Source organism: Pseudomonas sp. B23(2017), assembly GCF_002113725.1.
Taxonomy (GTDB): Bacteria; Pseudomonadota; Gammaproteobacteria; order Pseudomonadales; family Pseudomonadaceae; genus Aquipseudomonas; species Aquipseudomonas putida_Z.
This window is the reverse complement of sequence record NZ_NEJM01000003.1, coordinates 100,551-126,282: the sequence shown is the minus strand read 5'-3', so window position 1 is coordinate 126,282 and position 25,732 is coordinate 100,551. Positions and strand designations below refer to the sequence as shown.

The 25,732-nt window shown below is 64.8% G+C and carries 15 protein-coding genes; 5 read left to right on the top strand and 10 right to left on the bottom strand.

Annotated elements, in window-relative coordinates; translation table 11 throughout:
* Positions 1 to 140: 140 nt before the first annotated feature.
* From lon to CAG46_RS06235, 4 genes are all read right to left on the bottom strand, one after another.
* Positions 141 to 2,561 carry an endopeptidase La gene (lon, locus tag CAG46_RS06255; RefSeq protein ID WP_085614225.1) on the bottom strand — a complete coding sequence of 807 codons (2,421 nt, stop codon included), beginning with the start codon at positions 2,559 to 2,561 and terminating at the stop codon, positions 141 to 143.
* Between the two features lie 217 nt (positions 2,562 to 2,778).
* Positions 2,779 to 5,190, bottom strand: a complete 2,412-nt coding sequence (locus tag CAG46_RS06250) for a glucose/quinate/shikimate family membrane-bound PQQ-dependent dehydrogenase (protein WP_085614224.1) — start codon at positions 5,188 to 5,190, stop codon at positions 2,779 to 2,781.
* Between the two features lie 29 nt (positions 5,191 to 5,219).
* Positions 5,220 to 6,554, bottom strand: coding sequence for a carbohydrate porin (locus CAG46_RS06245; RefSeq protein WP_085614223.1), 1,335 nt, complete (start codon positions 6,552 to 6,554; stop codon positions 5,220 to 5,222).
* Positions 6,555 to 6,857: 303 nt separating this feature from the next.
* The gene (locus CAG46_RS06235) at positions 6,858 to 8,903 is read right to left on the bottom strand and encodes a TonB-dependent receptor (RefSeq protein ID WP_085614221.1); all 2,046 of its coding nucleotides are present in this window, start codon (positions 8,901 to 8,903) and stop codon (positions 6,858 to 6,860) included.
* A gap of 165 nt (positions 8,904 to 9,068) precedes the next feature.
* On the opposite strand from CAG46_RS06235, the gene CAG46_RS06230 reads away from it, so the two are divergent.
* Together CAG46_RS06230 and CAG46_RS06225 are read left to right on the top strand one after the other, a co-directional pair.
* Positions 9,069 to 9,290, top strand: coding sequence for a VF530 family DNA-binding protein (locus tag CAG46_RS06230; RefSeq protein WP_003252112.1), 222 nt, complete (start codon positions 9,069 to 9,071; stop codon positions 9,288 to 9,290).
* A 1-nt stretch (position 9,291) separates the two neighbouring features.
* Positions 9,292 to 9,927 carry a Pr6Pr family membrane protein gene (locus CAG46_RS06225; protein ID WP_085614220.1) on the top strand — a complete coding sequence of 212 codons (636 nt, stop codon included), beginning with the start codon at positions 9,292 to 9,294 and terminating at the stop codon, positions 9,925 to 9,927.
* 250 nt (positions 9,928 to 10,177) lie between these two features.
* On the opposite strand, the gene CAG46_RS06220 is transcribed toward CAG46_RS06225, so the two are convergent.
* From CAG46_RS06220 to CAG46_RS06210, 3 genes are all read right to left on the bottom strand, one after another.
* Positions 10,178 to 10,939 (bottom strand): siderophore-interacting protein, encoded by a 762-nt coding sequence (locus tag CAG46_RS06220; protein WP_085614219.1) that lies wholly within the window; start codon positions 10,937 to 10,939, stop codon positions 10,178 to 10,180.
* Positions 10,932 to 11,477 (bottom strand): PadR family transcriptional regulator, encoded by a 546-nt coding sequence (locus CAG46_RS06215; protein WP_046614772.1) that lies wholly within the window; start codon positions 11,475 to 11,477, stop codon positions 10,932 to 10,934. The genes CAG46_RS06220 and CAG46_RS06215 overlap by 8 nt, the downstream gene beginning before the upstream one ends.
* 89 nt (positions 11,478 to 11,566) lie before the next feature.
* Entirely contained in the window at positions 11,567 to 14,716 is a 3,150-nt protein-coding gene (locus CAG46_RS06210; protein ID WP_085614218.1) for a transglycosylase domain-containing protein, read from the bottom strand.
* A gap of 475 nt (positions 14,717 to 15,191) precedes the next feature.
* Here CAG46_RS06210 and CAG46_RS06205 point away from each other — a divergent pair, with 475 nt between their 5' ends.
* Positions 15,192 to 16,610: an amino acid permease gene (locus tag CAG46_RS06205; protein WP_075046161.1), complete on the top strand. Its 1,419-nt coding sequence runs from the start codon at positions 15,192 to 15,194 to the stop codon at positions 16,608 to 16,610.
* Positions 16,611 to 16,734: 124 nt separating this feature from the next.
* Here CAG46_RS06205 and CAG46_RS06200 read toward each other — a convergent pair whose 3' ends face one another.
* Both CAG46_RS06200 and CAG46_RS06195 read right to left on the bottom strand, forming a co-directional pair.
* Positions 16,735 to 18,354 carry an FMN-binding glutamate synthase family protein gene (locus CAG46_RS06200; protein ID WP_085614217.1) on the bottom strand — a complete coding sequence of 540 codons (1,620 nt, stop codon included), beginning with the start codon at positions 18,352 to 18,354 and terminating at the stop codon, positions 16,735 to 16,737.
* Between the two features lie 245 nt (positions 18,355 to 18,599).
* Positions 18,600 to 22,868 (bottom strand): DEAD/DEAH box helicase, encoded by a 4,269-nt coding sequence (locus tag CAG46_RS06195; protein WP_085614216.1) that lies wholly within the window; start codon positions 22,866 to 22,868, stop codon positions 18,600 to 18,602.
* Positions 22,869 to 23,113: 245 nt separating this feature from the next.
* Here CAG46_RS06195 and CAG46_RS06190 point away from each other — a divergent pair, with 245 nt between their 5' ends.
* Entirely contained in the window at positions 23,114 to 23,527 is a 414-nt protein-coding gene (locus CAG46_RS06190; RefSeq protein WP_003258026.1) for an NUDIX domain-containing protein, read from the top strand.
* Here the strand turns inward: CAG46_RS06190 and metR are convergent.
* The gene (gene metR / locus CAG46_RS06185) at positions 23,511 to 24,428 is read right to left on the bottom strand and encodes a transcriptional regulator MetR (protein WP_003258025.1); all 918 of its coding nucleotides are present in this window, start codon (positions 24,426 to 24,428) and stop codon (positions 23,511 to 23,513) included. The genes CAG46_RS06190 and metR overlap by 17 nt on opposite strands.
* Positions 24,429 to 24,624: 196 nt before the next feature.
* Here metR and CAG46_RS06180 point away from each other — a divergent pair, with 196 nt between their 5' ends.
* Positions 24,625 to 25,620 (top strand): alpha/beta fold hydrolase, encoded by a 996-nt coding sequence (locus tag CAG46_RS06180; RefSeq protein WP_085614215.1) that lies wholly within the window; start codon positions 24,625 to 24,627, stop codon positions 25,618 to 25,620.
* The last annotated feature ends 112 nt before the right edge of the window (positions 25,621 to 25,732 follow it).

Sequence of the window (25,732 nt, the reverse complement as noted above, 5' to 3'; positions counted from 1 at the left end):
GATAACCGATGATCGAGGAGATTTGTGTTGCCTGTGCCGGCCCTTTCGCGGGTCAACCCGCTCCCACAGTGATCTCACTGGGCTCAAGCCCTGCGCTATCCCTGTGGGAGCGGGTTTACCCGCGAAGAGGCCGGTGTTGGCTAGAACAGCACTTTGGCCACGTCGGCGAAGCGCTTGGCGAAATGCACGGTCAGGCCTTCGCGCAGGTAGTCCGGCAGCTCCTCATAGTCGCCACGGTTAGGTTCCGGCAAGATCAGCTCGAAGATCTTCTGCCGCCGCGCCGCAATCACCTTCTCGCGCACACCGCCAATCGGCAGTACCTGCCCGGTCAGGGTCAGCTCGCCGGTCATGGCCACGCCCTTCTTCGGCGCCTGGTCTCGGGCCAGCGACAGCAGGGCGCTGGCCATGGTGATGCCGGCACTCGGGCCGTCCTTGGGCGTGGCGCCTTCGGGCACGTGCAGGTGAATGAACGCTTCGTTGAAGAAGCCAGGGTCACCACCAAACTGCTTGAGGTTGGAGCTGACGTAGCTGTAGGCGATTTCGGCCGACTCTTTCATCACATCACCCAGCTTGCCGGTCAGCTTGAAGCCGCGGTTGAGGGTGTGGATGCGGGTGGCTTCGATCGGCAGCGTGGCGCCGCCCATGCTGGTCCAGGCCAGGCCGGTGATCACGCCTTTGCCAGCCAGCACCTGCTCGCTGCGGAACACCGGCATGCCAAGCGCGGCTTCCAGGTCCTTGGTGCCGATCTTCAGTTTGGCCTCGGGGTTTTCCAGCAGCTTGACCACGGCCTTGCGCACCAGCTTGCCCAGTTGTTTCTCCAGCTGGCGTACCCCGGCTTCGCGGGCATAGCCTTCGATCACCGCGCGCAGGGCGCTGTCGCTGATGCCGAGGCTGGTCTTGGCCACGCCGGCCTTTTCCAGCTGCTTGGGCCACAGGTGGCGCTTGGCGATGGCCAGTTTCTCTTCGGTGATGTAGCCGGACAGGCGGATCACTTCCATGCGGTCGAGCAATGGCCCGGGGATCGAATCCAGGGTGTTGGCGGTGCACACGAACAGCACCTTGGACAGGTCCAGGCGCAGGTCGAGGTAGTGGTCGAGGAAGTCGACGTTCTGCTCCGGGTCGAGGGTTTCCAGCAGCGCTGAAGCCGGGTCGCCCTGGTAGCTCTGGCCCATCTTGTCGATCTCGTCGAGCATGATCACCGGGTTCATCACTTCGACGTCTTTCAGGGCCTGCACCAGCTTGCCGGGCTGGGCGCCGATGTAGGTGCGGCGGTGGCCCTTGATCTCGGCCTCGTCCCGCATGCCGCCGACACTGAAGCGGTAGAACGGCCGGCCGAGCGATTCGGCGATGGATTTGCCGATGCTGGTCTTGCCTACCCCGGGCGGGCCCACCAGCAGCACGATCGAGCCGCTGATCTCACCTTTCCAGGCGCCCACGGCAAGGAACTCGAGTATGCGCTCCTTGATGTCGTCGAGGCCGGCGTGGTGCTGATCGAGGACCTTGCGTGCGTGCTTGAGGTCGAGCTTGTCCTTGCCGTACACGCCCCAGGGCAGGGCGGTGGCCCAGTCCAGGTAGTTGCGGGTGACGGCGTATTCGGGAGAGCCGGTTTCGAGGATGGCCAGCTTGCCCATCTCTTCGTCGATACGCTTGCGTGCCTGGTCCGGCAGGGTCTTGCCTTCGAGGCGCTGCTCGAACTGCTCGAGGTCGGCGCTGCGGTCGTCCTTGGTCAGGCCCAGCTCCTGCTGGATGACCTTGAGCTGTTCCTTGAGGAAGAACTCGCGCTGGTGCTCGCCGATCTGCCGGTTGACCTCGGCCGAGATCTCGTTCTGCAGGCGCGCCACCTCGACTTCCTTGCGCAGCATCGGCAGGACCTTTTCCATGCGCTTGAGCATGGGTACGCAGTCGAGCACTTCCTGCAACTGGTTGCCGGTGGCCGAGGTGAGGGCGGCGGCGAAGTCGGTGAGCGGCGACGGGTCGTTGGGGCTGAAGCGGTTGAGGTAGTTCTTCAGCTCTTCGCTGTACAGCGGGTTGAGCGGCAGCAGCTCCTTGATCGCATTGATCAGCGCCATGCCGTAGGCCTTGACCTCGTCGGTCGGCTCGGCTGGCTGGCGCGGGTATTCCACCTCGACGAGGTACGGCGGGCGGTGGTGCTTGAGCCAGGTACGGATGCGTACCCGGGTCAGGCCTTGGGCGACGAACTGCAGCTTGCCGTTTTCGCGGCTGGCGTGGTGCACCTTCACCAGCGTGCCGTACTGTGGCAGCGCCGAGGTGTCGAAGTGACGATGGTCTTCTGGCGGGGTATCCATGAAGAACAGGGCCAGGCTGTGGTCTGGCGACTGGGCCACCAGGTCGAGGGTTTCTGCCCAAGGGTCTTCATTGACGATGACCGGCAGCACCTGGGCCGGGAAGAACGGGCGGTTGTGGATCGGGATCACATAGACCTTGTCCGGCAGCTGCTGGCCGGGCAGGGCGAGGGCGTGGCCGGTTTCGGCCTGGGGAGTGGTGTGTTCGACTTCGCTGTGTTCGTCGGGATGTTCCGGGAAATCCTGCTGGTCGCTCATGGGGCACCTGCGTGAATGACTATGGTGCTTAGATGGGGCGGGGGGGGATGGGTTTCAATGGTAGTTGAAGGGTGCAGAGAGGAGTGATGCCTGTACCGGCCTCTTCGCGGGTAAACCCGCTCCCACAGGTACGGCGCCGAGCTTGGGGGCAGCGCCGTACCTGTGGGAGCGGGTTTACCCGCGAATGCGGCAGCAGGTTCACTGCCGCATCTCTGGATTACTCAGCCAGTTTGTAGGCGATGATGTAGTCGCCCATCCTGGTGCCCAGCGAGCCATGCCCGCCGGCAGTCACCAGCACGTACTGCTTGCCATCCTTGCCGCTGTAGCTCATCGGCGTGGCCTGGCCACCCGCTGGCAGGCGGGCTTTCCACAGTTCCTTGCCGTTGTTCACGTCATAGGCGCGCAGGTACTGGTCCAGGGTGCCGCTGAGGAAGCCGACGCCACCGGCGGTGACGATCGAGCCACCCATGCTCGGCACGCCAACCGGCATGCCGATCGGCACCGGGGTGCTGTCGCGGGTGGTGCCGTTCTTGTGCTTCCACACCACCTTGTTGGTGAACAGGTCGATGGCGGCGACATAGCCCCAGGCCGGGGCCTGGCACGGTACGCCCAGTGGCGACATGAACGGGTGCATGGTCACCGCGTACGGCGCACCGGTGTTCGGCTGCACGCCGCTGGTCTCGCTTTCACGCTTGCTGCCCTCGGCCACCTGCTCACGCGGGATCATCTTCGACACGAAGGCCATGTAGTTGGGCGAGGTGAACAGCAGTTGGCGCACCGGGTCGACCGACACGCTACCCCAGTTGAACACACCGACGTTGCCCGGGTAGATCAGCGAGCCTTGCTCGGACGGCGGGGTGTACTGGCCTTCGTAACGCAGCTCGCGGAACTGGATGCGGCACAGCATCTGGTCGAACGGCGTGGCGCCCCACATGGCCTGTTCGGTCAGTTCAGGGCCGAGCAGGTTGAGGTCGGAGCGGGCCTGGGTCGGCGAGGTGTGGTCGCCCTTCACCGCACCTTGCGGGGTGGGGATCTCGCGGATCGGCACGATCGGCGTACCGTCGCGGCGGTCGAGCACGTACAGGCTGCCTTGCTTGGTCGGCACGATGATTGCCGGCTTCACGCCATCGTCGGTCTTCAGGTGGACCAGGGTCGGCTGGCTGCCGACGTCCATGTCCCACAGGTCGTGGTGGGTGAACTGGTAGTTCCAGCGAGCCTTGCCGGTGGCAAGGTCCAGGGCGACCACGCCGGCGCTGTACTTCTCGGCGCCTGGGGTGCGGTTGGCGCCCCACTGGTCCGGGGTCTGGTTGCCCAGTGGCAGGTAGATCATGCCGAGGTCTTCGTCGACGCTGGCGATCGACCACATGTTGGCCGAGTTGCGGCTGTACATCTTGCCGGGAGCCAGCGGCTGGGTGTCGTCCGGGTTGTTGCTGTCCCAGTTCCACACCAGGTGGCCATCGTGCACATCGTAGGCACGGATCACGCCGGATGGCTCGTTGGTCGACTCGTTGTCGGTGACATGGCCACCGATGATCACCAGGTCACGGGTAACTGCGGCTGGCGAGGTGGAGTAGTAGCCGCCGGCGGTGAACGGGCCGATGCCGGTGGTGAGGTCGATCACGCCCTGGTTGGCGAAGCCTTCGCAGACCTTGCCGTTGTCGGCGTTGATGGCGATCAGGCGGGCGTCTGCGGTAGGCAGGTAGAGGCGGCGCGGGCAGGCCTGGGCCACGGCCTGGCCGGCGTCGGTAATTTTCGGTACCGGGCTGCCGTCGCGGCTGACGTAGCGGTTTTCGTCATAGTACGAAACGCCACGGCAGGTCATGTGGGCGAAGCCCTTGAAGGTGCCGACCGGGCTCTTGACCTGCGGGTCGTAGCGCCAGATTTCCGCGCCGGTGTCCGGGTCCAGGGCCAGCACGCGGCTGTGCGCGGTGCAGGCATAGAGCATGCCGTTGACCTTCAGCGGGGTGTTCTGGTTGGTCAGCTCCACCGGGTCGTTTTCGGTCGGCAGGTCACCGGTGCGGATGCGCCAGGCCTCTTCCAGGCGGTAGGCGTTCTGCGGGGTGATCTGGCGCAGCGGCGAATAGCGGTCGCCGTGCTCGGTGCGGCCGTAGGCCTGCCATTCGCCGTCGGGCATGGCCGGGGCGGCGCTGGCCATTTCGCTGCTGTCGCGGCCCAGTTCGCCGAACACTTCACCGGGGTGGGTGAACTGGCTGCCCAGGGCGCAAGCGCCCGACGCGACCACTGCAATGCCGAGCAGCGCAGTGTTGGCCTTGTTGGCCGGGCCGATCAGCGGGCGACGCGCCCAGGGCAGCAGCAGGACCACACCGATGGCAAACCAGATGGCCAGGCGCGGTACCAGTTGCCACCAGTCCAGGCCCACTTCGAGCAGGGCCCACACGGTGCTGCCCAGCAGTACCAGGCCGTACAGGCCCAGGGCGATGCGGCGCTGGGCCAGTAGCAGGATGCCCGACAGGGCAAAGCCGATACCGGCGATCAGGTAGTACAGCGATCCGCCCAGCTGGCTCAGCTTGATGCCGCCGGCCAGCAGGGCCAGGCCCATCAGCAACAGCAGCGCGCCGATCAGGCGCGGTAGCCAGCGGCTTCCATTGTTGGCACCTTCAGTGCTCATCGTAGGTTCTCCGTCAGGTCAAAAAGGGGTTAGAAACTGCTCTGGATCTTCAGGCCGCCGATCAGGGCGCCATCGACCTGCGACACCCCGCCCGGGTGGCGGATGTACTGCAGGTTGGGGCGGACCGTGAGCCAGTCGGCCAGGTGGATGCCGTAGTACAGCTCGGCGCTGTACTCGGTGTCCTGCACCGGCAGGAAACCGGGGTTGTCGTAGTCGTAGAGGCCGGCGGCCTGGTTGGCCAGGCGCGCGTTCTTGCGATAGGCAGGGTTGACGTGCACACGGGCCAGGGCGAAACCGATGTCGTCCTTGGCGCGGGCGTCGAAGGGCCCTTTGTATACCAGTCCTGCCTGCACATAGTTGTCGATGGCATTGGTCTTCTTGTCGTGCACCGTGGCGTTGGCGAACAGGCTCAGGCCACGCGACTGGTCGGACGCCAGCGAAGTCACCTGCTGCTGGGCGCCGAGCCACAAGCCGTGCTTGCTCGAACTGCTGCGGTAGGCGGCGCCGCTGAGGGCTGCCGGCTGGCCGTTGCTGTCCTTGAGAACATCCTGTGCCTTGGCATTACTGTAGTAGTAGCCGGCGCGATATTCCCCTTTCAGGCCATTGATCTGTGGGCTCCACACCAATTCCACCGGCATTACCGCGCCCTGGGTGCCGCTGCCGCTGAGCTTGAAGCCGTTGCCCGACTCCAGGTTCGAGGGGTTCTGCTCGAACACGCCGACCTGGGCGTAGAGCGCGTCGCTGAGGTTGTAGCGCACGCGCAGGGCCCACTGGCTGACCGGCCAGTTGTACCAGATGCCACCCACCCAGTTGCCTACCTGCGAGCCGCAGAAGGCAAGGTTCTGGAAGTCGCAGGGGAAGCTGTTGAAGTCCTCGCCTTCGCCGAAACGGCCGAATTTCACGTCCAGTGCGCCATCGAAGTACTTCTGCTTGATCCACATCTGCGTCAGCCGCCAGGTTTCGCCACGGCCCCATACCTCCTGGGCCGAGGTGAAGCCGCCGACACGCGGGTCGTTGATGCGGTCGTTGCTGATGTTGTCGCCGTGGCGCTCGGTGATGGTCAGCTGGAATTCGGTGTCGTGCCAGCCAAGGATCTTCTCCAGGTCCAGGTGGCTGCCGAAGGTGAACTGGTCGCTGTAGCGCGCGGTGCGGTCGTGGTCGTAGCCACCATGCAGGTTGCTGCCCATCTCGCCGGTGTAGCCGAGGGTGAAGTTGTAGCCTTTTTCCAGCAGTTCGCTGCGGGTGCCACCCCAGTCGCCGAGCATCCAGGGGGAGTCGCTGGCGAACATCTCGCTGGCGCCGGTGGGGGCCGCCAGGGCGCTGAGGGCAAGGCCGATGTAACAGGTTTTGGGCAGTTGGAGCATGAGATAGCGCTATCTTTTGATTATTGAATAAACGGCAAGCGCATCGAAGGGCGGGCCCCTCAATGGATATGGCGACAAGATGGTTTCGATGAAGCGATTCAGCTTGCGGCGGGGAGGATATAGGGGAAGTTGTAAGAAAAAAAGACAAATTGTCGCAGTGGATTGTTGCTGATATGGCAACAGTCCAGAGCTTGCGAGCTCTTTGTGGGAGCGGGCGCGCCCGCGAACACCGGCGGAGCCGGTGCCATCCACCGTGTCGGCTTCTTCGCGGGCATGTCCGCTCCCACAGTTACTGATTTGCAATCAGAAGGAGGTACGCAGACCCACTTCCACACTACGCCCCGGCGCCGGGGCGATATCGCGCAGGATCGAGCTGGTATAGCGCACGGTCTGGTCAGTCAGGTTCTCGCCGCGCACAAACGCCAGCCACTGGCTCTGGCCAACTTCAAAGCGGTAGCCAACACTGGCCCCCAGCGTGGTATAGCCATCGGTGCTGGTTTCGTTGGCCGGTTTGCGATGCTGCGACGCAGCATGCTGCACGTCGACCCGCGCCTGCCAGCGGTCCAGCTCCCAGACCAGGCCGCTGTTCAGGCGCAGTGGGGCGATGCGTGGCAGCGGCTCGCCACTGTCGAGGTTTTTCGCCCGGGTGTAGTCACCGGAGAGCTCCAGGGCAAAGCTGCCATAGCGGTTCTCGGCCAGTTGCCAGCGGTCCTGGGCCTCGATGCCATAGAAGCGCGCCCGCACGCCCTGGTACTGGTATTCCGGGAAACCGTCATGGTCGTGATCGTGGTCATGGTCATCCTCGCCATGGTCGTGGTCATGCCCCTCGCGGGTGTTGCCGGTGCCGATCAGGCCGATGTAGTTGCGGAAGTGGCTGTAGAACACCCCGACACTGCCCTTGTGGGTGCCGTTGTCGAAACGCAGGGCCAGGTCGGCGGAAATGGCTTTTTCCTTGTTCAGGCTGGCATCGCCGACTTCAAAGGCTCCGGTGGCCACGTGGGCACCATTGGCATACAGCTCGTAGAAGGTCGGGGCGCGCTCGGTGTAGCCGAGGTTGGCGGCCAGCGACCAGATCGGGTCGAGCTGGTACACCGCCCCGGAAGACAGGCTGAAGGCGTTGAAAGTGCTGGCGCTGTCGGCGTCGGCGAAGTTCTCGTTGCCTTTGGCATCCGGGTCGACCCGGGTGTGCTCCATGCGTGCGCCCAGGCTCAGGTTCAGGCGCTCGGTGGCTTGCCACTGCTCCAGCATGAACAGCGCCAGGCTGTCGGTGTCGGTGTGCGGGACGAAGGCTTCCTCGCCCAAGGCGGAGAATTCGTTACGGCTGACCTGGGCGCCGATCACGCCTTCTACCGGCCCGAGCGGTTGGTGGCGGGCTTCGATACGTGCTTCATAGCCCTTGTTCCTGAAGGTGGTGTGGACTTCGCCTTCTTCTATTTCACGGTGCTCGTAGTCGGTGTAGCCGGCATCGACCTTGACCGAAGTGAATGGGCCGTCCAGGTCACGCAGTTCGGAGGCGAAGGCGTAGTGGTCCTGCTTCATGTCCAGGCGCACACCTGGCTCGGCCACCGAGCCATAGTTGCTGTCGTAGCGGCTGTACGACAGGCCGGCGTAACCGTGGTCCCAATGGTAGGCGCCACCCACGGCGCCACCGTCCTGGCGGCCGTCGCTGTTTTCCAGGCGGTGCTTGCCGCCGGGTTCGTCGGCGTCGCGCACCTTGGAACTGCGCGCGTAACCGGGGATGCGCAGGTCGTTGAACTGGCGGCTGTTGGCATCCAGGTGCAGGGCGAAGGCACCGTTGCCGGCCTCCAGCTTGCCAGCGCTGCTGCGGGTGGTATCGGCGCCGCCGTAGCGCAGTTCACCGGCACCTTGGATGCCCTCGATGGGGGTATCCGGGATGCGATTGTCGAAGGTATTGACCACACCTCCGATGGCGTTGCCGCCGTAGAGCAGGGCAGCCGGGCCACGGACGATCTCGACACGGTCGACGGTCACCGGGTCCAGCGGCACGGCGTGGTCGTAGGACAGCGATGAAGCATCCAGGGCGCCGACGCCATTGCGCAGGATGCGAATGCGGTCGCCATCCAGGCCACGAATTACCGGGCGACTGGCGCCAGGGCCGAACCAGGTGGAGGCGACCCCAGGCTGCTTGTTCAGGGTTTCACCGAGGCTGCCGTGCTGCTGTTGCAGCAGGTTGTCGCCTTCGAGCACGGTGCTGGGTGCGGCCAGCTGGCTGTTGCCCAAGGGGTTGGCGGTGATGACCTGGGGTTCGAGTTCCACGGCGTGGCTGGGTGATGCGGCCAGCCACAGCGCGACGACGAGGGGAGAGAGGCGAAGCGGTGTGTACAGCATGGGGATGGGGCGTTCCTTGGCAGATACTTTTGTATTGTTACAATATAACATCTCTATTTCAGCACAGAGGTTTTGCGCCTGGCCAGCGGTTTTTCTGTCGACTCACCTGATCCCACCCACCACTACACTCGTGTAAGGTGCGCATCTTTCCTACGGAGCACTGGCATGAGCACGGCCCAACACAACGCGCTGCACGGCAAGACCCTCGAACAGATCCTCACCGAGTTGGTGGCGCACTACCAATGGCAGGGCCTGGCCGAGCGCATCGATGTGCGCTGCTTCAAAAGCAACCCGACCATCAAGTCGAGCCTGACCTTCCTGCGCAAGACGCCGTGGGCACGGGAAAAGGTCGAGCAGCTGTACGTGAAGCTGCAGCGCCAGGCCTGACATGCCGCGCCGTCCCTGGCTGACCGGCATGGCCGTGCTGGGTTGGTTCGGCCTGACCGTGCAGGTGTACCTGGTGCTGTTGGCGCGTTGGCAGGAACAGGCCAGTCTGGTGGGTGGCCTGATCAATGTGTTCGGGTATTTCACCGTGTTGACCAATACCCTGGTGGCAACAGTGCTCAGTTATGCGGCGTTCGGCCGGGAAGGCCGTGCCAAGCGCTTTTTCCTGTCGCCTGCGGTGAGTTCCGCGGTGGCCGCCAGCATCGTGCTGGTGGCATTGGCCTACACCGTGCTGTTGCGTCACTTGTGGCAACCGCAGGGCTGGCAATGGCTGGCGGACGAGTTGCTGCACGATGTGATGCCCGTGCTATATGCCTTGTACTGGTGGTGCGAGGTGCCCAAGGGCAGGTTGCGGCTATGGCATCTGCTGGTCTGGGCGGTATATCCGGCGACGTATTTTGCCTACGCGCTGTGGCGGGGGAGCGAGATTGGCGTGTATGCCTACCCGTTCATCGATGTGGCGAGCCTGGGGTATGGGCAGGTATTGCTCAATGCCCTGGGGGTGTTGGCGGGGTTCTGGGGGATTGGGCTGGTGTTGCTGGGGCTGGACAGGTGGCGGGGGCTGCACAGATTGGCTTGACCTGCACTGGCCCTATCGCCGGCAAGCCAGCTCCCACAGGTACAGCGTTGCTCTCGAGGTTGTCGCTGTACCTGTAGGAGCGGCCTTGTGTCGCGAAAGGGCCGCAACGCGGCCCCAGGATTGATGCGCCATAGTTGAAATTGCTGGGGCTGCTTTGCAGCCCTATCGCGACACAAGTCCGCTCCCACAGGGGCTAAGCGATTCCTGTGGCTGGCTTGCCGGCGATAGGGCCAGTGCAGGCAATAAACAATCATTCGTCGTCCGCAGTCCCGTCGGCACGCCAGTAGGCCACAGCCTTGAGCGCATCCTCAGGCAAACCTTTCTCCAGCAACAGTGCCTTGGCCTGCCGGGTCAGGGCTTTTTCCAGTGCCACCCAGCCATACAACCGGCCTTGCGGCAAGGTCAGGTTCTTCACCAGCGCCAGCAGGTCTTCCTGTTGGCGACGTACCCAGATCACTTCCACCTGTGCCTTGCTCGGCAGTGGCTGGCGTTCCTGCTCGTCTTCGATCTGGATAACCGCCAGTACCTGGCGGCCCGCTGGCAATTCCTCCAGGCGGCGGCCAATGGCCGGAATGGCGGTTTCGTCGCCGATCAGCAGGTAGCTGTCGAAGATGTCCGGCACCACCATCGAAGCCCGCGGCCCGGCAATGTCCAGGGTTTGCCCGGGTGCCGCCTGGGCTGCCCAGGTAGAGGCAGGGCCATCGCCGTGCAGCACGAAGTCGATGTCCAGCTCATTGGCCACCAGGTCGATGCGCCGTGGCGTGTATTCGCGCATGGTAGGCCGCGCGCCACCTTCTCGGCCCAGGTTACGAGCCTCGATGGCTTGCTGTTGCTCCGGCGTTTCGGCAAACAGCAGCTTGATATGGTCGTCGCTGCCCACGCTGGTGAAGCCTTGCAGCTCGGCACCCCCGAGGGTGATGCGGCGCATGCGCGGGGTCAGTTCGGTGACCCGCAGCACCTGCAGGCGGCGTTGGCGGATTTCGTGGTTGACGCGGTGAATGGTGTCACTCATGGGGTGTCTCCCTGACAGGTTCGGCCGGCCCGGAGGCGATGGCCTTGGCGGTGTGGTTGAGCAGGTCGCGGACCCGCTCGATTTCTTCCGGTGTCCAGCGGCCACTGTGCATGTGCAGTGCGTGGCGCAGGTTGCCGACCGCTTCATGAATCTCTGGTGGGCGGTCGTGGCCGCGCAGGGCGCGCTTGCTGACTTCGATACGCATGCGCACGCCGTCCAGTGCGACGGCCTGTTCGGCCAGGGCGGTGCGGCCGGCTTCGGTGATGGCATAGAGGCGTTTGCTGCCCTGCACCTGGCCGCTGATCAGCTCGGCCTCCTCGAGGAAGTTGAGGGTGGGGTAGATCACCCCGGGGCTTGGGCTGTAGCTGCCGTCGAACAGGTTTTCGATCTGGCGGATCAGGTCGTAGCCGTGGCCTGGCTGCTCTGCGAGCAGGGCCAGCATCAACAGCTTGAGGTCGCCGGGGGCGAAGACGCGCGGGCCGCGTTCGCCACGACCTGGGCGCCGCTCGAAGGGGTCATGGGGGGTATGTTCGCGCATGGGTGCAGGGCTCCGTCTTTTGCGATATATCGTAAGATATTACTCAAGATATATCTAAAGACAAGCCCTCAATTGCAGATGATTATCATCTAGTTGTTCGATGTATCCCCTTGCGGCGTGGCTGTGTGCATGGCCACCTGCGGCGCTTTGCACTCATTCGGATTGCCCGGTTGCAGGTATGGCATGAGGATCGGAGCCATGCCCTTGAGTACCTGCACCGGCAGCGCCGAGGTGAACTTGAAGGCCTCTGCCGAGCGCCCCGGCACGAACGCGGTCAAGGTGCCGAAGTGGTTGTCGCCCAGGAAGAACACGAAGGTGGCGGTACGGTTCAGCGAGCGCGAGCCGATCAGCCGGCCGCCAGCACCAAAGCTTTCGATGCGGTTGTCACCGGTACCGGTCTTGCCGCCCATCACCAATGGCGTGCCGTCCTGCAGCTTGAAACTGCCGGAAATACGCCGCGCGGTGCCCGCATCCACCACCTGCGACATGGCGCCTTTGAGGGCGCGCGCCACTTCGACCGGCAGAATCCGCACCCCCCGGTCCGGGTCAGTGACCAGCTTGGTCTCGTAAGGCGTGTTGGCAGCGAAGTGCAGGGTGTCGATCCGCAAGGTCGGCAGGCGCACGCCGTCGTTCTGGATGATGCCGACCAGTTCGGAGAGGGCGGCGGGGCGATCGCCCGAGCTGCCGATGGCGGTGGCCAGCGAGGGTACCAGGTGGTCGAATGGATAGCCCACGCGCTTCCAGCGCTGGTGAATGTCGAGGAACGCTTCGATCTCGACCATGGTGCGAATGCGGCTGTCACGGGCGCCCTGATGGCGGCTCTTGAACAGCCAGCCGTAAACCTCCTGGCGCTCGAAGCGGCTGGCATTGACCATTTCGGTCAAGGTCGAACCGGGGTTCTTCAGCAGGTAACCCAACAGCCACAGGTCCAGCGGGTGGACCTTGGCGATATAGCCCTGGTCGGGCAGGTCGTACTTGCCCGGGCCATAGGCGTCGTACATCTCCGACAGGCGGCCATCGGTCAGCTTGCCCAGGCCGATCTTGTCACCCTTGAGGTGGGCGCGGACGAAGGCGTTGAAGGTTTCCTGGCCAGCCTCGGGGAACAGGTAGCGGTGCACGGCCGCCAACCGTTGCGGGGTTACGCGCATGCTGTCGAGGAAGGTGTCCAGGCGCTGCTGCGAGGTCTTGCGCTGGTATTTCTTCCAGAAGCGCATCAGGTAGTTGGTGCCTTCCTTGTCGGCGAAACGGGCCAGGTATTCCTGGCGGCGCGGGTCGGAGTCGTCCTTGAGCAGCGGCACGCGGTTGTACGGCTGCTGGTAGGTCACGTAGCGCACCAGGTCGCGCATCAGGCGGATGAACGGCAGGTTGATCGACTCGCGCAATGCATCCTTGAGGGTTGGGTTGCGGCTGTTGTCTTCCTTGCGGAAGTTGTTGAACACATGCATGCCGCCGCCGGTGAAGAAGGCTTCGCCGGTGTTGGCCGAATACTTGCGTTCCAGCGCCGCATCGAGCATCGCGTCCAGGCTCTGGTTCTTGCTGTTCTGCGCCAGCCATTCCAGCGACCACTGGCTGATGCGGTCGAGTTCGGCGACTTCGACTTTCTTCAACTCGGCGGCTGGCTTGCCGGCGTACTTGTCGTGCAGTTCGGCGATGATCTCCAGGTAGGTGGTGAGCACCCGCAACTTGGCGGTGGAACCCAGCTCCAGCTTGCTGCCTTCGTTGATGTCGAACGGCTGGTCGGTGCTGTCGGTCTGCACCCGCACCCGCGAGCCGTCAGCGGTGCGCTCGAACAAGGTGAAGCTGTAGCTCACCTGGTCGGTGGTCTTGGCGGTAAGCAGGCGTTCGCCAATCAGGCCGATCTGCGCTGCGAATTCAGGGTCGGCAAGGTTTTTCAGGTACTGGCTGACCTGCAGCTGCAGGTCGGACTGCAGGGTACTGGTGGCCGACACGTCGAGCCGGTCGAGGTCGTACAGCGGGCGGTTGAGCATGGCCGCCAGGCGGTTGCGTGCCAGGCTGATGCCCTTGTTGGTGACGATCGGCACGATGGTCGGTTGCGCCACCCAGTCGCGGTATACCGCCTTGCTGGCCAGTGCAGCGTCGGCCAGTGGCTGCTCGATGACCTTGTTGGCGGCCAGCACGCGGATGTGTGCGTTGGTCAGTTCGGCCAGTTCGAGCCGCCCCTTGGACAGGTAGTGCGACGGCCGGCGCTGGGCAATCATCAGTGATAGCACCTGGCGCAGGGCCAGGCCGCGTGCGGCCATGCTCTCGGGGTCGCTGGCGGTGGAGTTCAGGGCCTGGTTGACCTGGTCGAAGTCGGCGCCGTACCACACCCGCAGGCCTTCGGCCATGCCATGCACTTCGCCATGCCCAGGCACTGCCGACAGCGGCACGCTGTTGAGGTAGTCCCGCACGATGCGCTGGCGCGCCTCGGTGGTGTCTGGGCCGCCCTGGTAGGCGCGCACGCTGGCGGAAATCATCTGGCGGATCTTCTCGGCGCCGGAAACGGTCAGGCCGTCCGGTGAATGGCGGTACTTCTCCAGCTGCGTGGCCAGGGTGCTGCCGCCAGCGGACTGGCCGGGCAGGGCCAGGTACTTGGCCACCTGGCTGTAGGCGGCCTTGGCGAAGCGCGGCCAGTCCACGGCCGGGTTGTTGCGCGGGTCCTTGGTGTCGAGCAGGTCGCGGTTCTCGATGAACAGCAGGCTGTTGACGATCACCGGCGGGATCGCCGCAAAGTCCGGGTACAGGTGTTGCGGGTAGTTGTACTGGTACAGCATGTCGCCGCGGCAGTCGGTGATCGACAGGCCAGCCTGGATTTTCTCGATATAGGGGGCGAACAGCCCATGATCGACGTAGTTCATCAACGCCGGCGAGAATTTCACCTGCTCGCTGATCAGGTAGTCGCGCTTGAGCAGGCGCGGCAGGAATTCGCCCAGCGCGCTGTAGCCCAGGCGTTTGTCGAACGGCCCTTCGCCGGGGTAGACGATGGCATCGCTGGGGCCTGGTTGCAGCGAATAGGTGAGGGTGCTGGCCAGCTTGCTGAATTCCCGCGACTGCAGGTTGGAGGTGCGGAATTCGTCATACGCAGCGAAGCCGATGGCCACCAGCGCCACCAGCAGGATGAGGATGATCAGCCGCCACCATAGCCGACGCTGACGGGGGGACTTGGGTTGTGGCGTCTCGGCCGGAGGTATCTCGGGTGCTTCCGTTCTGCTTGGTTCCGATTGCCACAGTGCGCCCATAGTCTTCTATCCGGCCAGGTATTTTCGTCTTGCTTGTCTGAAGCTTAGACGTTGAGCGGGTCAGGTGAAAAATTTGTAAGAGACGGAGAAAGTGGCGTAGGGCTATGCGGCTTTGGTGTGGGTTTTTTCGTAAGGCGATATTGCTATGGTGGCCGGGCGATTTTGGGGCTGCTTTGCAGCCCTTTCGCGACACAAGGCCGCTCCTACAGGAGACCGAGCACGCTTGTAGGAGCGGCCTTGTGTCGCGAAAGGGGCGCGAAGCGGCCCCAGAGATCTTGCTGAATTTTCCTGTTTATACAGCGAAAAACCCTGCAACGGTCTTCCTATACTGCTCGCCCCCTTCGCCTTGCCGGGCGCTCTATTCCGGCACACGGGCCGGCCCACAAGGCCAGCTCGGCAAGCCAACGCCACGCCTATCGGCCTGGCCGGAGCTGCACGAAGGTCAAATCCAATAACAAAATGAGGTTGTATTGCTATGCCAGTCGGCAACCACCCTGCCCACGGCCAGGCCACCGAAGGCGGCCCGCTCAAGCGTGAACTGGGCGAACGGCACATCCGCCTGATGGCGCTGGGCGCCTGTATCGGTGTCGGTCTTTTCCTCGGTTCGGCCAAGGCCATCGAAATGGCCGGCCCCGCCATCATGCTGTCCTACATCATCGGCGGCCTGGCCATTCTGGTGATCATGCGCGCCCTTGGCGAAATGGCCGTGCACAACCCTGTCGCCGGCTCGTTCAGCCGTTATGCCCAGGACTACCTCGGCCCGCTGGCGGGTTTCCTTACCGGCTGGAACTACTGGTTCCTGTGGCTGGTGACCTGCGTTGCCGAAATCACCGCGGTGGCCATCTACATGGGCATCTGGTTCCCCGACGTACCACGCTGGATCTGGGCCCTGGCGGCGCTGGGCAGCATGGGGGCGGTCAACCTGGTGGCCGTCAAGGCGTTTGGTGAGTTCGAGTTCTGGTTCGCCCTGATCAAGATTGTCACCATCATTGCCATGGTCCTTGGCGGCATCGGCATCATTGCCTTCGGCTTCGGCAATGACGGCGTGGCAGTGGGTATCTCCAACCTGTGGAGCAACGGCGGCTTCATGCCCAATGGCGTGACCGGCGTGCTGATGTCGCTGCAGATGGTGATGTTCGCCTACCTGGGCGTGGAAATGATCGGCCTGACCGCCGGTGAAGCACGCAACCCGCAAAAGACCATCCCACAGGCCATCGGCTCGGTGTTCTGGCGCATCCTGTTGTTCTATGTCGGTGCGCTGTTCGTGATCCTGTCGATCTACCCGTGGAACGAAATCGGCAGCCAGGGCAGCCCGTTCGTCATGACCTTCGAGCGCCTGGGCATCAAGACCGCCGCTGGCATCATCAACTTCGTGGTCATCACTGCAGCGCTGTCGTCGTGCAACGGCGGCATCTTCAGCACCGGGCGCATGCTCTACAGCCTGGCGCAGAACGGCCAGGCCCCGGCGGCCTTCGCCCGTACGTCGAAGAACGGCGTGCCGCGCAACGCGCTGCTGCTGTCGATCGGCGCGCTGCTGCTGGGCGTGTTGGCCAACTACCTGGTGCCGGAAAAGGTCTTCGTCTGGGTGACTTCGATCGCCACCTTCGGCGCGATCTGGACCTGGGTGATGATCCTGCTGGCGCAGCTGAAGTTCCGTGCCGGCCTCACCACTGCCGAGCGCAAGGCACTGAAGTACCGTATGTGGTTGTGGCCGCTGAGCTCGTACCTGGCGCTGGCCTTCCTGGTGCTGGTGGTCGGCCTGATGGCGTACTTCGAGGACACCCGCGTGGCGCTGTACATCGGCCCGGCGTTCCTGGTGCTGCTGACGGTGCTGTACTACGCGTTCCGCCTGGCGCCGAAAGACGCGCAGGGTGTGGCCAGTACTGCTTCCTGATCTGAAATGGCTGGGGCCGCTTTGCGCCCCTTTCGCGACACAAGGCCGCTCCTACAAGAGATCGCGTACTCCTGTAGGAGCGGCCTTGTGTCGCGATGGGCTGCGTAGCGGCCCCAGGGTTCTATCAGGCTGCCACTTCGCTGTTCGGTTCAAAGCTGTCCGCCCGCGCCAGCTGCCACATGCGCGAATAGAACTGCCCGTTCACCTCGCCAGTCAGCAGCTCACCCGGCTTCAGGAACACATGCATCTGCGAGAACAGCTTGATCTCGGTGGCCGAGATGCGCCGTACCAGGTGCTTGGCCTCCAGCTGCGCCGGGTGCTCCAAGCCCGCTGCCGCAAGCATTTCGGCCAGGGCACGCAAGGTATTGTGATGGAAGTTCAACACCCGTTGGGCTTTGTCCGGCACCACCAGCGCCCGTTGGCGCAGAGGGTCTTGCGTGGCCACACCGGTCGGGCACTTGTTGGTGTGGCAGCTCTGCGACTGGATGCAGCCGATGGCGAACATGAAGCCGCGCGCCGAGTTGGCCCAGTCGGCGCCAATGGCCAGCACGCTGGCAATGTCGAACGCGCTGACGATCTTGCCGCTGGCGCCCAGCTTGATCTTGTCGCGCAGGTTCAGGCCGACCAGGGTGTTGTGCACGAACAGCAGCCCTTCGCGCAGCGGTACGCCAATGTGGTCGGTGAACTCCACCGGCGCCGCGCCGGTGCCGCCTTCCTTGCCGTCGACGACGATGAAGTCGGGCAGGATGCCGGTTTCCAGCATGGCCTTGGCGATGCCCATGAACTCCCACGGGTGGCCCAGGCAGAACTTGAAACCTACCGGTTTGCCGCCAGACAGCTCACGGAGCTGGGCAATGAACTGCATCATCTCGATGGGGGTGGAGAAGGCGCTGTGGCGCGATGGCGATATGCAGTCTTCGCCCATCAGCACGCCGCGGGTTTCGGCAATTTCCCGGGTCACCTTGTGCTTGGGCAGGATGCCGCCATGGCCGGGCTTGGCGCCCTGGCTCATCTTGATCTCGATCATCCGCACCTGCGGGCTGCGCGCCTGGGTGGCGAAGCGTTCGGGGTCGAAGCGCCCGTCTGCCGTGCGGCACCCGAAATAGCCGCTGCCCAGTTCCCAGACCAGGTCGCCACCGTGCTCGCGGTGATAGGGGCTGATGCTGCCTTCGCCAGTGTCATGGTGGAAATTGCCCAGCTTGGCGCCTTGGTTGAGGGCGCGGATGGCGTTGGCGCTGAGCGAGCCAAAGCTCATCGCCGATATGTTGAAGATCGACGCCGAGTATGGCTGGCTGCACTGCGGCCCGCCGACGATGACCCGGAAGCTGGCCGGGTCGGCCAATGGCGCCGGGCGCATGGAGTGGCCGATGAATTCGAAGCCGGACTCGTACACGTCGATCAGGGTGCCGAAGGGTTTGTCCGAGGCTTCGTTCTTCGCCCGTGCATACACCAGCGAGCGCTGGGCGCGGGAGAACGGCAGGGCGTCGCTGTCTGCCTCCAGCAGGTACTGGCGGATTTCCGGGCGAATGGCCTCGACCAGATAGCGGATGTTGCCCAGGATCGGGTAGTTGCGGCGTACTGCGTGGCGTTGCTGCAACATGTCGAACAGGCCGATCAGGCTGAGGATGGCGGTGCTCAGGGTAAATGGCCACAACCATTCGTGGTGGGTGAAGGGCAGGCTCGCCAGGGTGAACAGCACACAGGCGGCGAAGAAGGCATAGCGGCTGAGAAGTGACAGGCTCATACAGGGTCCTTGCGATGGCGCGGTCAGGCTCAGGGCCTGGGGCAAACCCCGACCATAGCCAAGTTGCACGGCTGTGCAAATTAAAATCGGGGTAGCGAAAATCATTCTCGCCAAGCCTTGTGCTGGCTGTACTGGCCCTATCGCCGGCAAGCCGGCTCCCACAGGGATAGAGCATGGCTCAAGGTCGATGCGGTCGAGGTGGGAGCTGGCTTGCCGGCGATAGGGCCAGTACCGCAAAAAAGCATTCAGATAGTGTCGCGCAGCAGCTTCTGCCGCCAGCTTTCCTGCTCTTGCGCCGGCGCTTCGTCCAGGTACGAATAGTGCCCGGCCACCCGCACCGCCACCGGCACACCATCGCGATACAACAAGCGGTTGCCACTCACCGCCGGCACTTTCGCCCCCGGCAGCAGCGACCCGACCAGGTTCAGCGGGTCACTGGCACTTACCACCACCAGTGCCCCGTCCAATTCACGCTTGCGCACCTGCCGCAGCAGCCCCACCGCCTCCGGCAGGGCGAACTGTTCGCCGGCCAGCCCGGCAATGAAACGCCCGCCACGAATCTCGCCACGCGCTTCCAGCCTGTGATAGCAGCGCAGCAGTTCGCGCCAGGGCGGCAGCACATCGCTTTCGCGCTCCAGCAGGCGCCAGCACACCACGCCATAGCGCCGAAGCAGGGCCCGGGCGATGTGCTCCAGGCGCTGGCTGTCGTCTACAGCGCCCCTGCGCAGCAAGGCCCAGCGCCCGGCATGGGACATGCTGCTGGACAGCGGCGGGTGGCCGCGTCGGCTGTTGCGCGATGTGCGTTTCGCCGCCGGGGTGATCAAGCTTCGCAGGCCGGTGAAGCTGTCGGCCCCCACCAGGCCTGCGCCTACCAGCTCCTGCAAGGCCGTTTCCAGTTCGCTGGGCAGCAGGTGGGCATCGTGTGTCAGCTCGTCGAAGAACAGCGCGCCATGTGCGTTCAGCACCTCGTGGACGCGTTGCGCCCGTGCGCCGAGGCTATCCAGGGTTGGCACGGGGGCAAGGCTGCGCCACAACCCAAGATGCTCGCGCGGCAACAGCACCAGCGGTGTGCTCGACAAGGTGTTGCTCGACACGGTCGCCGCCAGCCTGCTCCAGGCGAACTGCCCGCTACGGCAGGCATCGTCGAGCCAGTGCGGGCTGTAGTCCTTGATACGTGCCGGCAGCAGTTCGGCCTCCCAGGCTCCGGCTGCACTCGGGAACCCTTGCAACTGGCCAAGTACCTCGGCCACGGCTTGCGGGCCGCGCAGGCGCGTGTCGTCAGCCAGGTGCTGCCAGTCGAACAGAAAGCGCACGAAGTCCTGCAGGCTGACCGGCTCGATCTCCCGGCGCAGGCGTTTGACCGTGTAGCGGTGGATGCGCGCCAGCAAATGGCGCTCGCACCACTGCAATTCGCTTGCGCCGGGGCTGAAATGCCCACGCAGCACATAGCCTTCGGCCTCCAGGCGGGCCAGGGCCTGTTCGATGGCCGGCAGCGGCTTGCCAAGTGCTGCCGCAATCTGCGCACGGGTCAGCGGGCCATGACCGCTCAGGCGGGCTCGCAGCAGTTCGACCAGCGCAATGTCCGGCTCGATGGCCTGATCGAAGCCTGGCAGTGCCTGCAACGCAGGTTCCACCCGGGAGCCGGGATACAGTACTTGCAGCAGGTTCAAACGCTCACGCGCCAGCCACAGCTTTTCATCCACCAGGCGCAAGGCCCGGCCGGCCTTGGCCAACTGCCTGAGCAGCAGCTCCCAGCTGGCATTGCCTTGCACTTCGCCCTGGCTGATGGCCCCCAGGCCCATCAACGCTTCATGCATTTCGTCGGCATTGCCCGGTTGCGGCCATGCCTCGGCTGCGACGGCGGCGATGGCATCAGCGTCCAGCGCGCCCAGGTCGTCGCCGCTCTGCACTTCGCTCCAGCGCCGGTTGAGCACCGCCTGAGTGCGCCGTTCTTCCAGTGGCGCGTCATCCAGGAAGGCATAGGGCCGTGCATTGAGGATGGCCGCCGCCAGCGGCGAAGGGGCGGGCAGATCTCGGCACAGCAGGCGTACCGTGCCGCTTTCCATACGCCGCAACAGCGCCAGCCAGCCTTCGCTGTCCATCGCCTCGTGCAGGCAGTCATCGAGGGTTTGCTCGACCAGCGGATGATCGGGAATCTGCCGCTCGCCGACGATGTTCTCCAGGCAGGCGATCTGATCGGGGAATACGGCGGCAATCAGGTCTTCACTCTTCATCCGCTGGATCTGTGGCGCCACCTTGCGACCGCCGACAAAGCGCGGCAGGGCCATGGTCACGCTGGCGTTCCAGCGCCAGCGCACGCCAAACAGCGGCGCATCGAGCAGCGCCTGGACAAGGATCGGCTCGGCGCTGCGGCTGTTCAGGTAACGCCACACGTCGTCCAGTTCGAAACTGTGGCTGGAGGACAGCGACAGCACGATGGCGTCCTCGCTGGCCGCCGCCTGCAACTCGAAGTTGAAGGTGCGGCAGAAGCGCTTGCGCAGGGCCAGGCCCCAGGCGCGGTTGATGCGGCTGCCGTAGGGCGAATGGATGATCAGCTGGGTACCGCCGGACTCATCGAAGAAGCGCTCCATCACCAGCGTGTCCTGCGAGGGCAGGGCGCCGAGCACTTCGCGGGTGCGGGCCAGGTAGTAGAGCAGCTGCCCAGCGGCGGCTTCGTCCAGTTCGAAGGTGGCCTGCAACCATGCCAGCACCTCGGCCTGGTTGTTGTCAGCCAGCTGTTGGTCGATCTGCGCCTGCAGCCGGGCCACTGCGGCAGACAGCTCATCGCTGCGCCCCGGCGCCTCGCCCAGCCAGAACGGGATGGTCGGTGGCAGGCCCTGGGCATCCTCCACCCGCACCCGGCCCGGCTCGACCCGCAGGATGCGATAGGAGGCATTGCCCAGCTGGAAGATATCGCCGGCGATGCTTTCCACCGCGAAGTCTTCGTTGACGCTGCCGATGTTCAGCGCCTGCGGTTCGAGCAGCACGGCGTAGTCGGCGTTGTCGGGGATGGTGCCGCCGCTGGTCAGGGCGGTCAGCTGGCTGCCGCGGCGGCCACGCAGGGTGCCGCTCACCGCATCGCGGTGCAGGTAGGCACTGCGCACGCCCTGGCGGCCGTTGTAGCCCTCGGCGAGCATGCGCAGCAGGGCCTGGTAATGTTGCTGGTCGAGCTCGGCGTAGGGTGTGGCCTGGCGCAGGCAGTTGAACAGGGCCTGTTCGTGCCAGGGCTGGTTGCTGGCTTCGGCGACGATCTGCTGGGCCAGCACGTCCAGCGGCGCCCGGGGAATGTGCAGTTCATCCAGCTCGCCCCGCCGTATGCAGTCGAGCAGGGCCACACATTCGATCAGGTCATCGCGCGAGGTCGGGAACAAGCGCCCCTTGGGCACGCCATCGACCTGGTGTCCGGCGCGGCCGACCCGCTGCAGCAAGGCCGCGATCGAGCCTGGCGAAGCGATCTGGCAGACCAGGTCGATGTCGCCGATATCGATGCCCAGCTCCAGCGATGCAGTGGCCACCAGCACCTGCAGTTGGCCGTTCTTCAGGCGTTGTTCGGCATCCAGGCGTAGCTCCTTGGCCAGGCTGCCGTGGTGCGCGGCAACCGCCTCCTTGCCCAGGCGGTCGCTGAGGTGGCGGGTGATGCGCTCGGCCAGGCGTCGGGTGTTGACGAACACCAGGGTGGTGCGATGTTCGCGCGCCAGGGTGGCCAGGCGGTCATAGACCAGGCCCCAGACATCGGTGGCCATCACTGCACCCAGCGGCACTGGCGGCACCTCGATGGCCAGGTCGCGCTGCCGAGCATGGCCGACATCGACGATTGCGCAGGGGCGGCCGTTGCCGACCAGAAATTGCGCCACCCGCTCGACCGGGCGTTGCGTGGCCGACAGGCCGATGCGCCGCAACGGCCGGTTGCACAGGGCCTGCAGGCGCTCCAGGGTCAGTGCCAGGTGGGCGCCGCGCTTGTTGCCTGCCAGGGCATGGATTTCGTCGACGATCACCGTGTGCACGCTGGCCAGGCCTTCACGGCCAGAAGCCGAGCCCATCAGCACGTAGAGCGATTCGGGGGTGGTCACCAGGATGTGCGGCGCCAGCTTGCGCATGGCGGCACGCTCCTTCTGCGGGGTGTCGCCGCTGCGCACGGCCGTGGTGATGCGCGGGGCGTTCAGGCCCTGGTCCGCGAGGGCCTGGCTGATGCCTTCGAGCGGGGCTTGCAGGTTCAGGCGGATATCGTTGGACAGCGCCTTGAGTGGCGAAACGTAGACCACCTGGGTTTGCGCTGGTAGCTCGCCCTGGTGCTCCAGGCCTTGGCGGAACAGTTCGTCGAGCACGGCCAGGAACGCGCTGAGGGTCTTGCCCGAGCCGGTCGGCGCGGCCAGCAGCATCGAATGGCCCGCATGGATCAACGGCCAGGCCTGGGCCTGGGCATCGGTCACCGTGGCGAAGTGGCGACGGAACCAGGTGCGCACGGCGGGGTGGAACAGCTCGAGCACCGGGTGGTGTTTGGCGGGCAGGTTCATGTGTTGGTTATGCAGGGTGTGGGGCGGGTTGGCAAGGGGCCGTTCGTCTGCCAGATCTGCTATGACCTGTGTCGGCCTCTTCGCGGGTAAACCCGCTCCCACAGGTACTGCGCCGCTCTCTGGCCTTGTGGTGCACTTGTGGGAGCGGGTTCACCCGCGAAGAGGCCGGCACAGGAAACACTGGCCTTGTCAGGCCAGGAACCCCATGGGATCCTCCCCGGCCATTGTTTCAGGTGAGCCCACCCATGCCCAACACCATCCGCATCGCCGCCGCCCTGCTGATCGACCCCCAGGGACGCACCCTGCTGGTACGCAAACGCGGCACCCAGGCCTTCATGCAGCCCGGTGGCAAGATCGATGCTGGCGAAACCCCGGTGCAGGCACTGGTGCGTGAGCTGCATGAGGAACTGGGCCTGCACATCGACCCGGCCCAGGCCGTGCACCTGGGCCAGTTCAGCGCCCCGGCCGCCAACGAGCCGGGCTTCGAGGTACAGGCCGAACTGTTCCGTGTCGACAGCGCCGCAGCCGTGTTGCCGGCCGCGGAGATCGAGGAGGTGGTGTGGCTGGCCGCTGACCAAGCACCCGCCATGCAGCTGGCACCCCTGACCCGCGACCTGATCCTGCCGCTATACCGCCAGGCCGTCAGCGCACCGCGCTGACACCATCGAGGGTGGCGAACGAGGTGTCCTTCGCCGTCAGCAGGAAGTCGCGCATGTACGGCGCATCGAGCATGTCGGTGCGCACGGCGGCATAAAGCGTGGCGAACAGGCCTTTTTCACCCAGGCGCTTGCCCTTCACATACCCGCGCGAACTGTACTCGTGCAGCGCCCAGTGCGGCATGCCGCACACGCCACGGCCGCTGGCCACCAGTTGCATCATCATCACCGTCAGCTCCGAGGTGCGCACGGCGGCGGGCTCGATGTCGGCCGGCTCCAGGAAGCGGGTGAAGATGTCCAGGCGGTCGCGCTCCACCGGGTAGGTGATCAGGGTCTGGTCAAGCAGGTCCTGCGGCACGATGTAGGGCTTGCTGGCCAACGGATGCTGGTTGGCCACCGCCAGCATCGCCTCGTAGGTGAACAGCGGCACGTAGGTGATGCCCGCCAGGTCCAGCGGGTCGGAGGTCACCACCAGGTCGAGGTCACCGCGGGCCAGGGCCGGCAGTGGGGCGAAGGCAAAGCCGGAGGCCAGGTCCAGCTCCACCTCCGGCCAGGCGTCACGGAACTGGTCGATGGTCGGCATCAGCCACTGGAAGCAGCTGTGGCATTCGATGGCCATGTGCAGGCGCCCGGCGGTGCCACCGGCCAGGCGCGCGATGTCACGCTCGGCGCCGCGCAGCAGCGGCAGGGTGGCATCGGCCAGTTGCAGCAGGCGCAACCCGGCGCTGGTGAAGCGGATCGGCTTGGTCTTGCGCACGAACAGCGGCAGGCCCAGGCGCTCTTCCAGCTCCTTGAACTGGTGCGACAGCGCCGACTGGGTCAGGTGCAGGCGCTCGGCGGCCTCCACCAGGCTGTCGGCCTCGCGCAGGGCATGAAGGGTTTTCAGGTGACGGATCTCCAGCACAGCTGACTCCGGTGTGTGGACTTGAGGAAACAGGGAATGAGTTGAGTTTCCCTCATGTTGCCGCGCCTGTCGACTGGGCGTACCGCCGCACCGCCTGGCGGGAGTCATCAAACTGTCACTGAACTGTGGCAGCGCGCCCGAACAGAATTCATCAGACTCGCGCTCTACTGGGGATATGCATTCTGGTGTTTCTTTCATGCGGGCTTTTTGGCTTTTTCTTTTCTTTGTATTCGGCGTACCGGCGAGTTTCGCTGAACAGCGTTGTGACGCCCACGTGCCGGTGCAGCGTGCCGAACTGGGCGCGGTCAGCCTGGTGTATCAGAGCGTCGGTGCGCCACGCGACCCGGCCTTGCTCCTGGTGATGGGCCTTGGCGGGCAGCTGATCCACTGGCCGGACGACGTGGTCGAAGCGTTGTGCCGCCAGGGCTTTCGGGTGATTCGCTATGACAACCGCGATGTCGGCCTGTCACGCTGGAGCCAGCTGCCACCGTCGGCCAACCTGACGGTCGAACTGCTGCGCTACAAACTGGGCCTGCCGGTGGCTGCGCCCTATACGCTGACCGACATGGCGGACGATGGCCTGCGCCTGATGGATGCGTTGGGCGTGCGCCAGTTTCATGTGCTGGGGGTGAGCATGGGCGGCATGATTGCCCAGCACCTGGCGGCCATGGCGCCCGAGCGCGTGCGCAGCCTGACGCTGGTCATGTCCAGTTCAGGGGCAGCGGGGTTGCCGGCGCCGGATCCGGCGCTGGTGCAGTTGCTGGCCCGGCGCAGCGCGCCGAACCGCGAAGTGGCCATCGAACAGCAGGCCGACCTGCTGGCGGCGCTGGGTAGCCCCGAGGTGCGTGACGACCGTGCGGCCTTGCTGCAGCAGGCGGCGGTGGCCTATGACCGGGCGTTCAACCCGGAGGGGGCCAAGCGCCAGATCATGGCGATACTGGCCGAGCCGAGCAGGGTCGAGTTGCTGAACCAGTTGCGGGTGCCGACCCTGGTGGTGCATGGCACGGCCGACCCGTTGCTGCCGGTGATGCATGGCGTGCATCTGGCGGCGCATATCCAGGGCAGCCAGCTGCGCTTGATACCGGGGTTGGCGCACCGCTTCCAGGAGCCGTTCAAGGCGCCGTTGCTGGGGGCGGTGTTGCCCTATCTGCAGACACATCGGCAGGATGTCACGCATATCGCCGGGCTCTGAATTCCCATGCTTCCAGGCTGATGCGATCCACTGTAGGAGCGGCCTTGTGTCGCGAAAGGGCCGCAAAGCGGCCCCGGCAATATTCGCGGCGAAGCTGAAATCGAAGGCCGCT

Coding starts and splice junctions, on each gene's coding strand:
- lon (WP_085614225.1), bottom strand. CDS start 2,561: ATGAGCGACCAGCAGGATTTCCCGGAACATCCCGACGAACACAGCGAA.
- CAG46_RS06250 (WP_085614224.1), bottom strand. CDS start 5,190: ATGAGCACTGAAGGTGCCAACAATGGAAGCCGCTGGCTACCGCGCCTG.
- CAG46_RS06245 (WP_085614223.1), bottom strand. CDS start 6,554: ATGCTCCAACTGCCCAAAACCTGTTACATCGGCCTTGCCCTCAGCGCC.
- CAG46_RS06235 (WP_085614221.1), bottom strand. CDS start 8,903: ATGCTGTACACACCGCTTCGCCTCTCTCCCCTCGTCGTCGCGCTGTGG.
- CAG46_RS06230 (WP_003252112.1), top strand. CDS start 9,069: ATGAGCACGGCCCAACACAACGCGCTGCACGGCAAGACCCTCGAACAG.
- CAG46_RS06225 (WP_085614220.1), top strand. CDS start 9,292: ATGCCGCGCCGTCCCTGGCTGACCGGCATGGCCGTGCTGGGTTGGTTC.
- CAG46_RS06220 (WP_085614219.1), bottom strand. CDS start 10,939: ATGAGTGACACCATTCACCGCGTCAACCACGAAATCCGCCAACGCCGC.
- CAG46_RS06215 (WP_046614772.1), bottom strand. CDS start 11,477: ATGCGCGAACATACCCCCCATGACCCCTTCGAGCGGCGCCCAGGTCGT.
- CAG46_RS06210 (WP_085614218.1), bottom strand. CDS start 14,716: ATGGGCGCACTGTGGCAATCGGAACCAAGCAGAACGGAAGCACCCGAG.
- CAG46_RS06205 (WP_075046161.1), top strand. CDS start 15,192: ATGCCAGTCGGCAACCACCCTGCCCACGGCCAGGCCACCGAAGGCGGC.
- CAG46_RS06200 (WP_085614217.1), bottom strand. CDS start 18,354: ATGAGCCTGTCACTTCTCAGCCGCTATGCCTTCTTCGCCGCCTGTGTG.
- CAG46_RS06195 (WP_085614216.1), bottom strand. CDS start 22,868: ATGAACCTGCCCGCCAAACACCACCCGGTGCTCGAGCTGTTCCACCCC.
- CAG46_RS06190 (WP_003258026.1), top strand. CDS start 23,114: ATGCCCAACACCATCCGCATCGCCGCCGCCCTGCTGATCGACCCCCAG.
- CAG46_RS06180 (WP_085614215.1), top strand. CDS start 24,625: ATGCGGGCTTTTTGGCTTTTTCTTTTCTTTGTATTCGGCGTACCGGCG.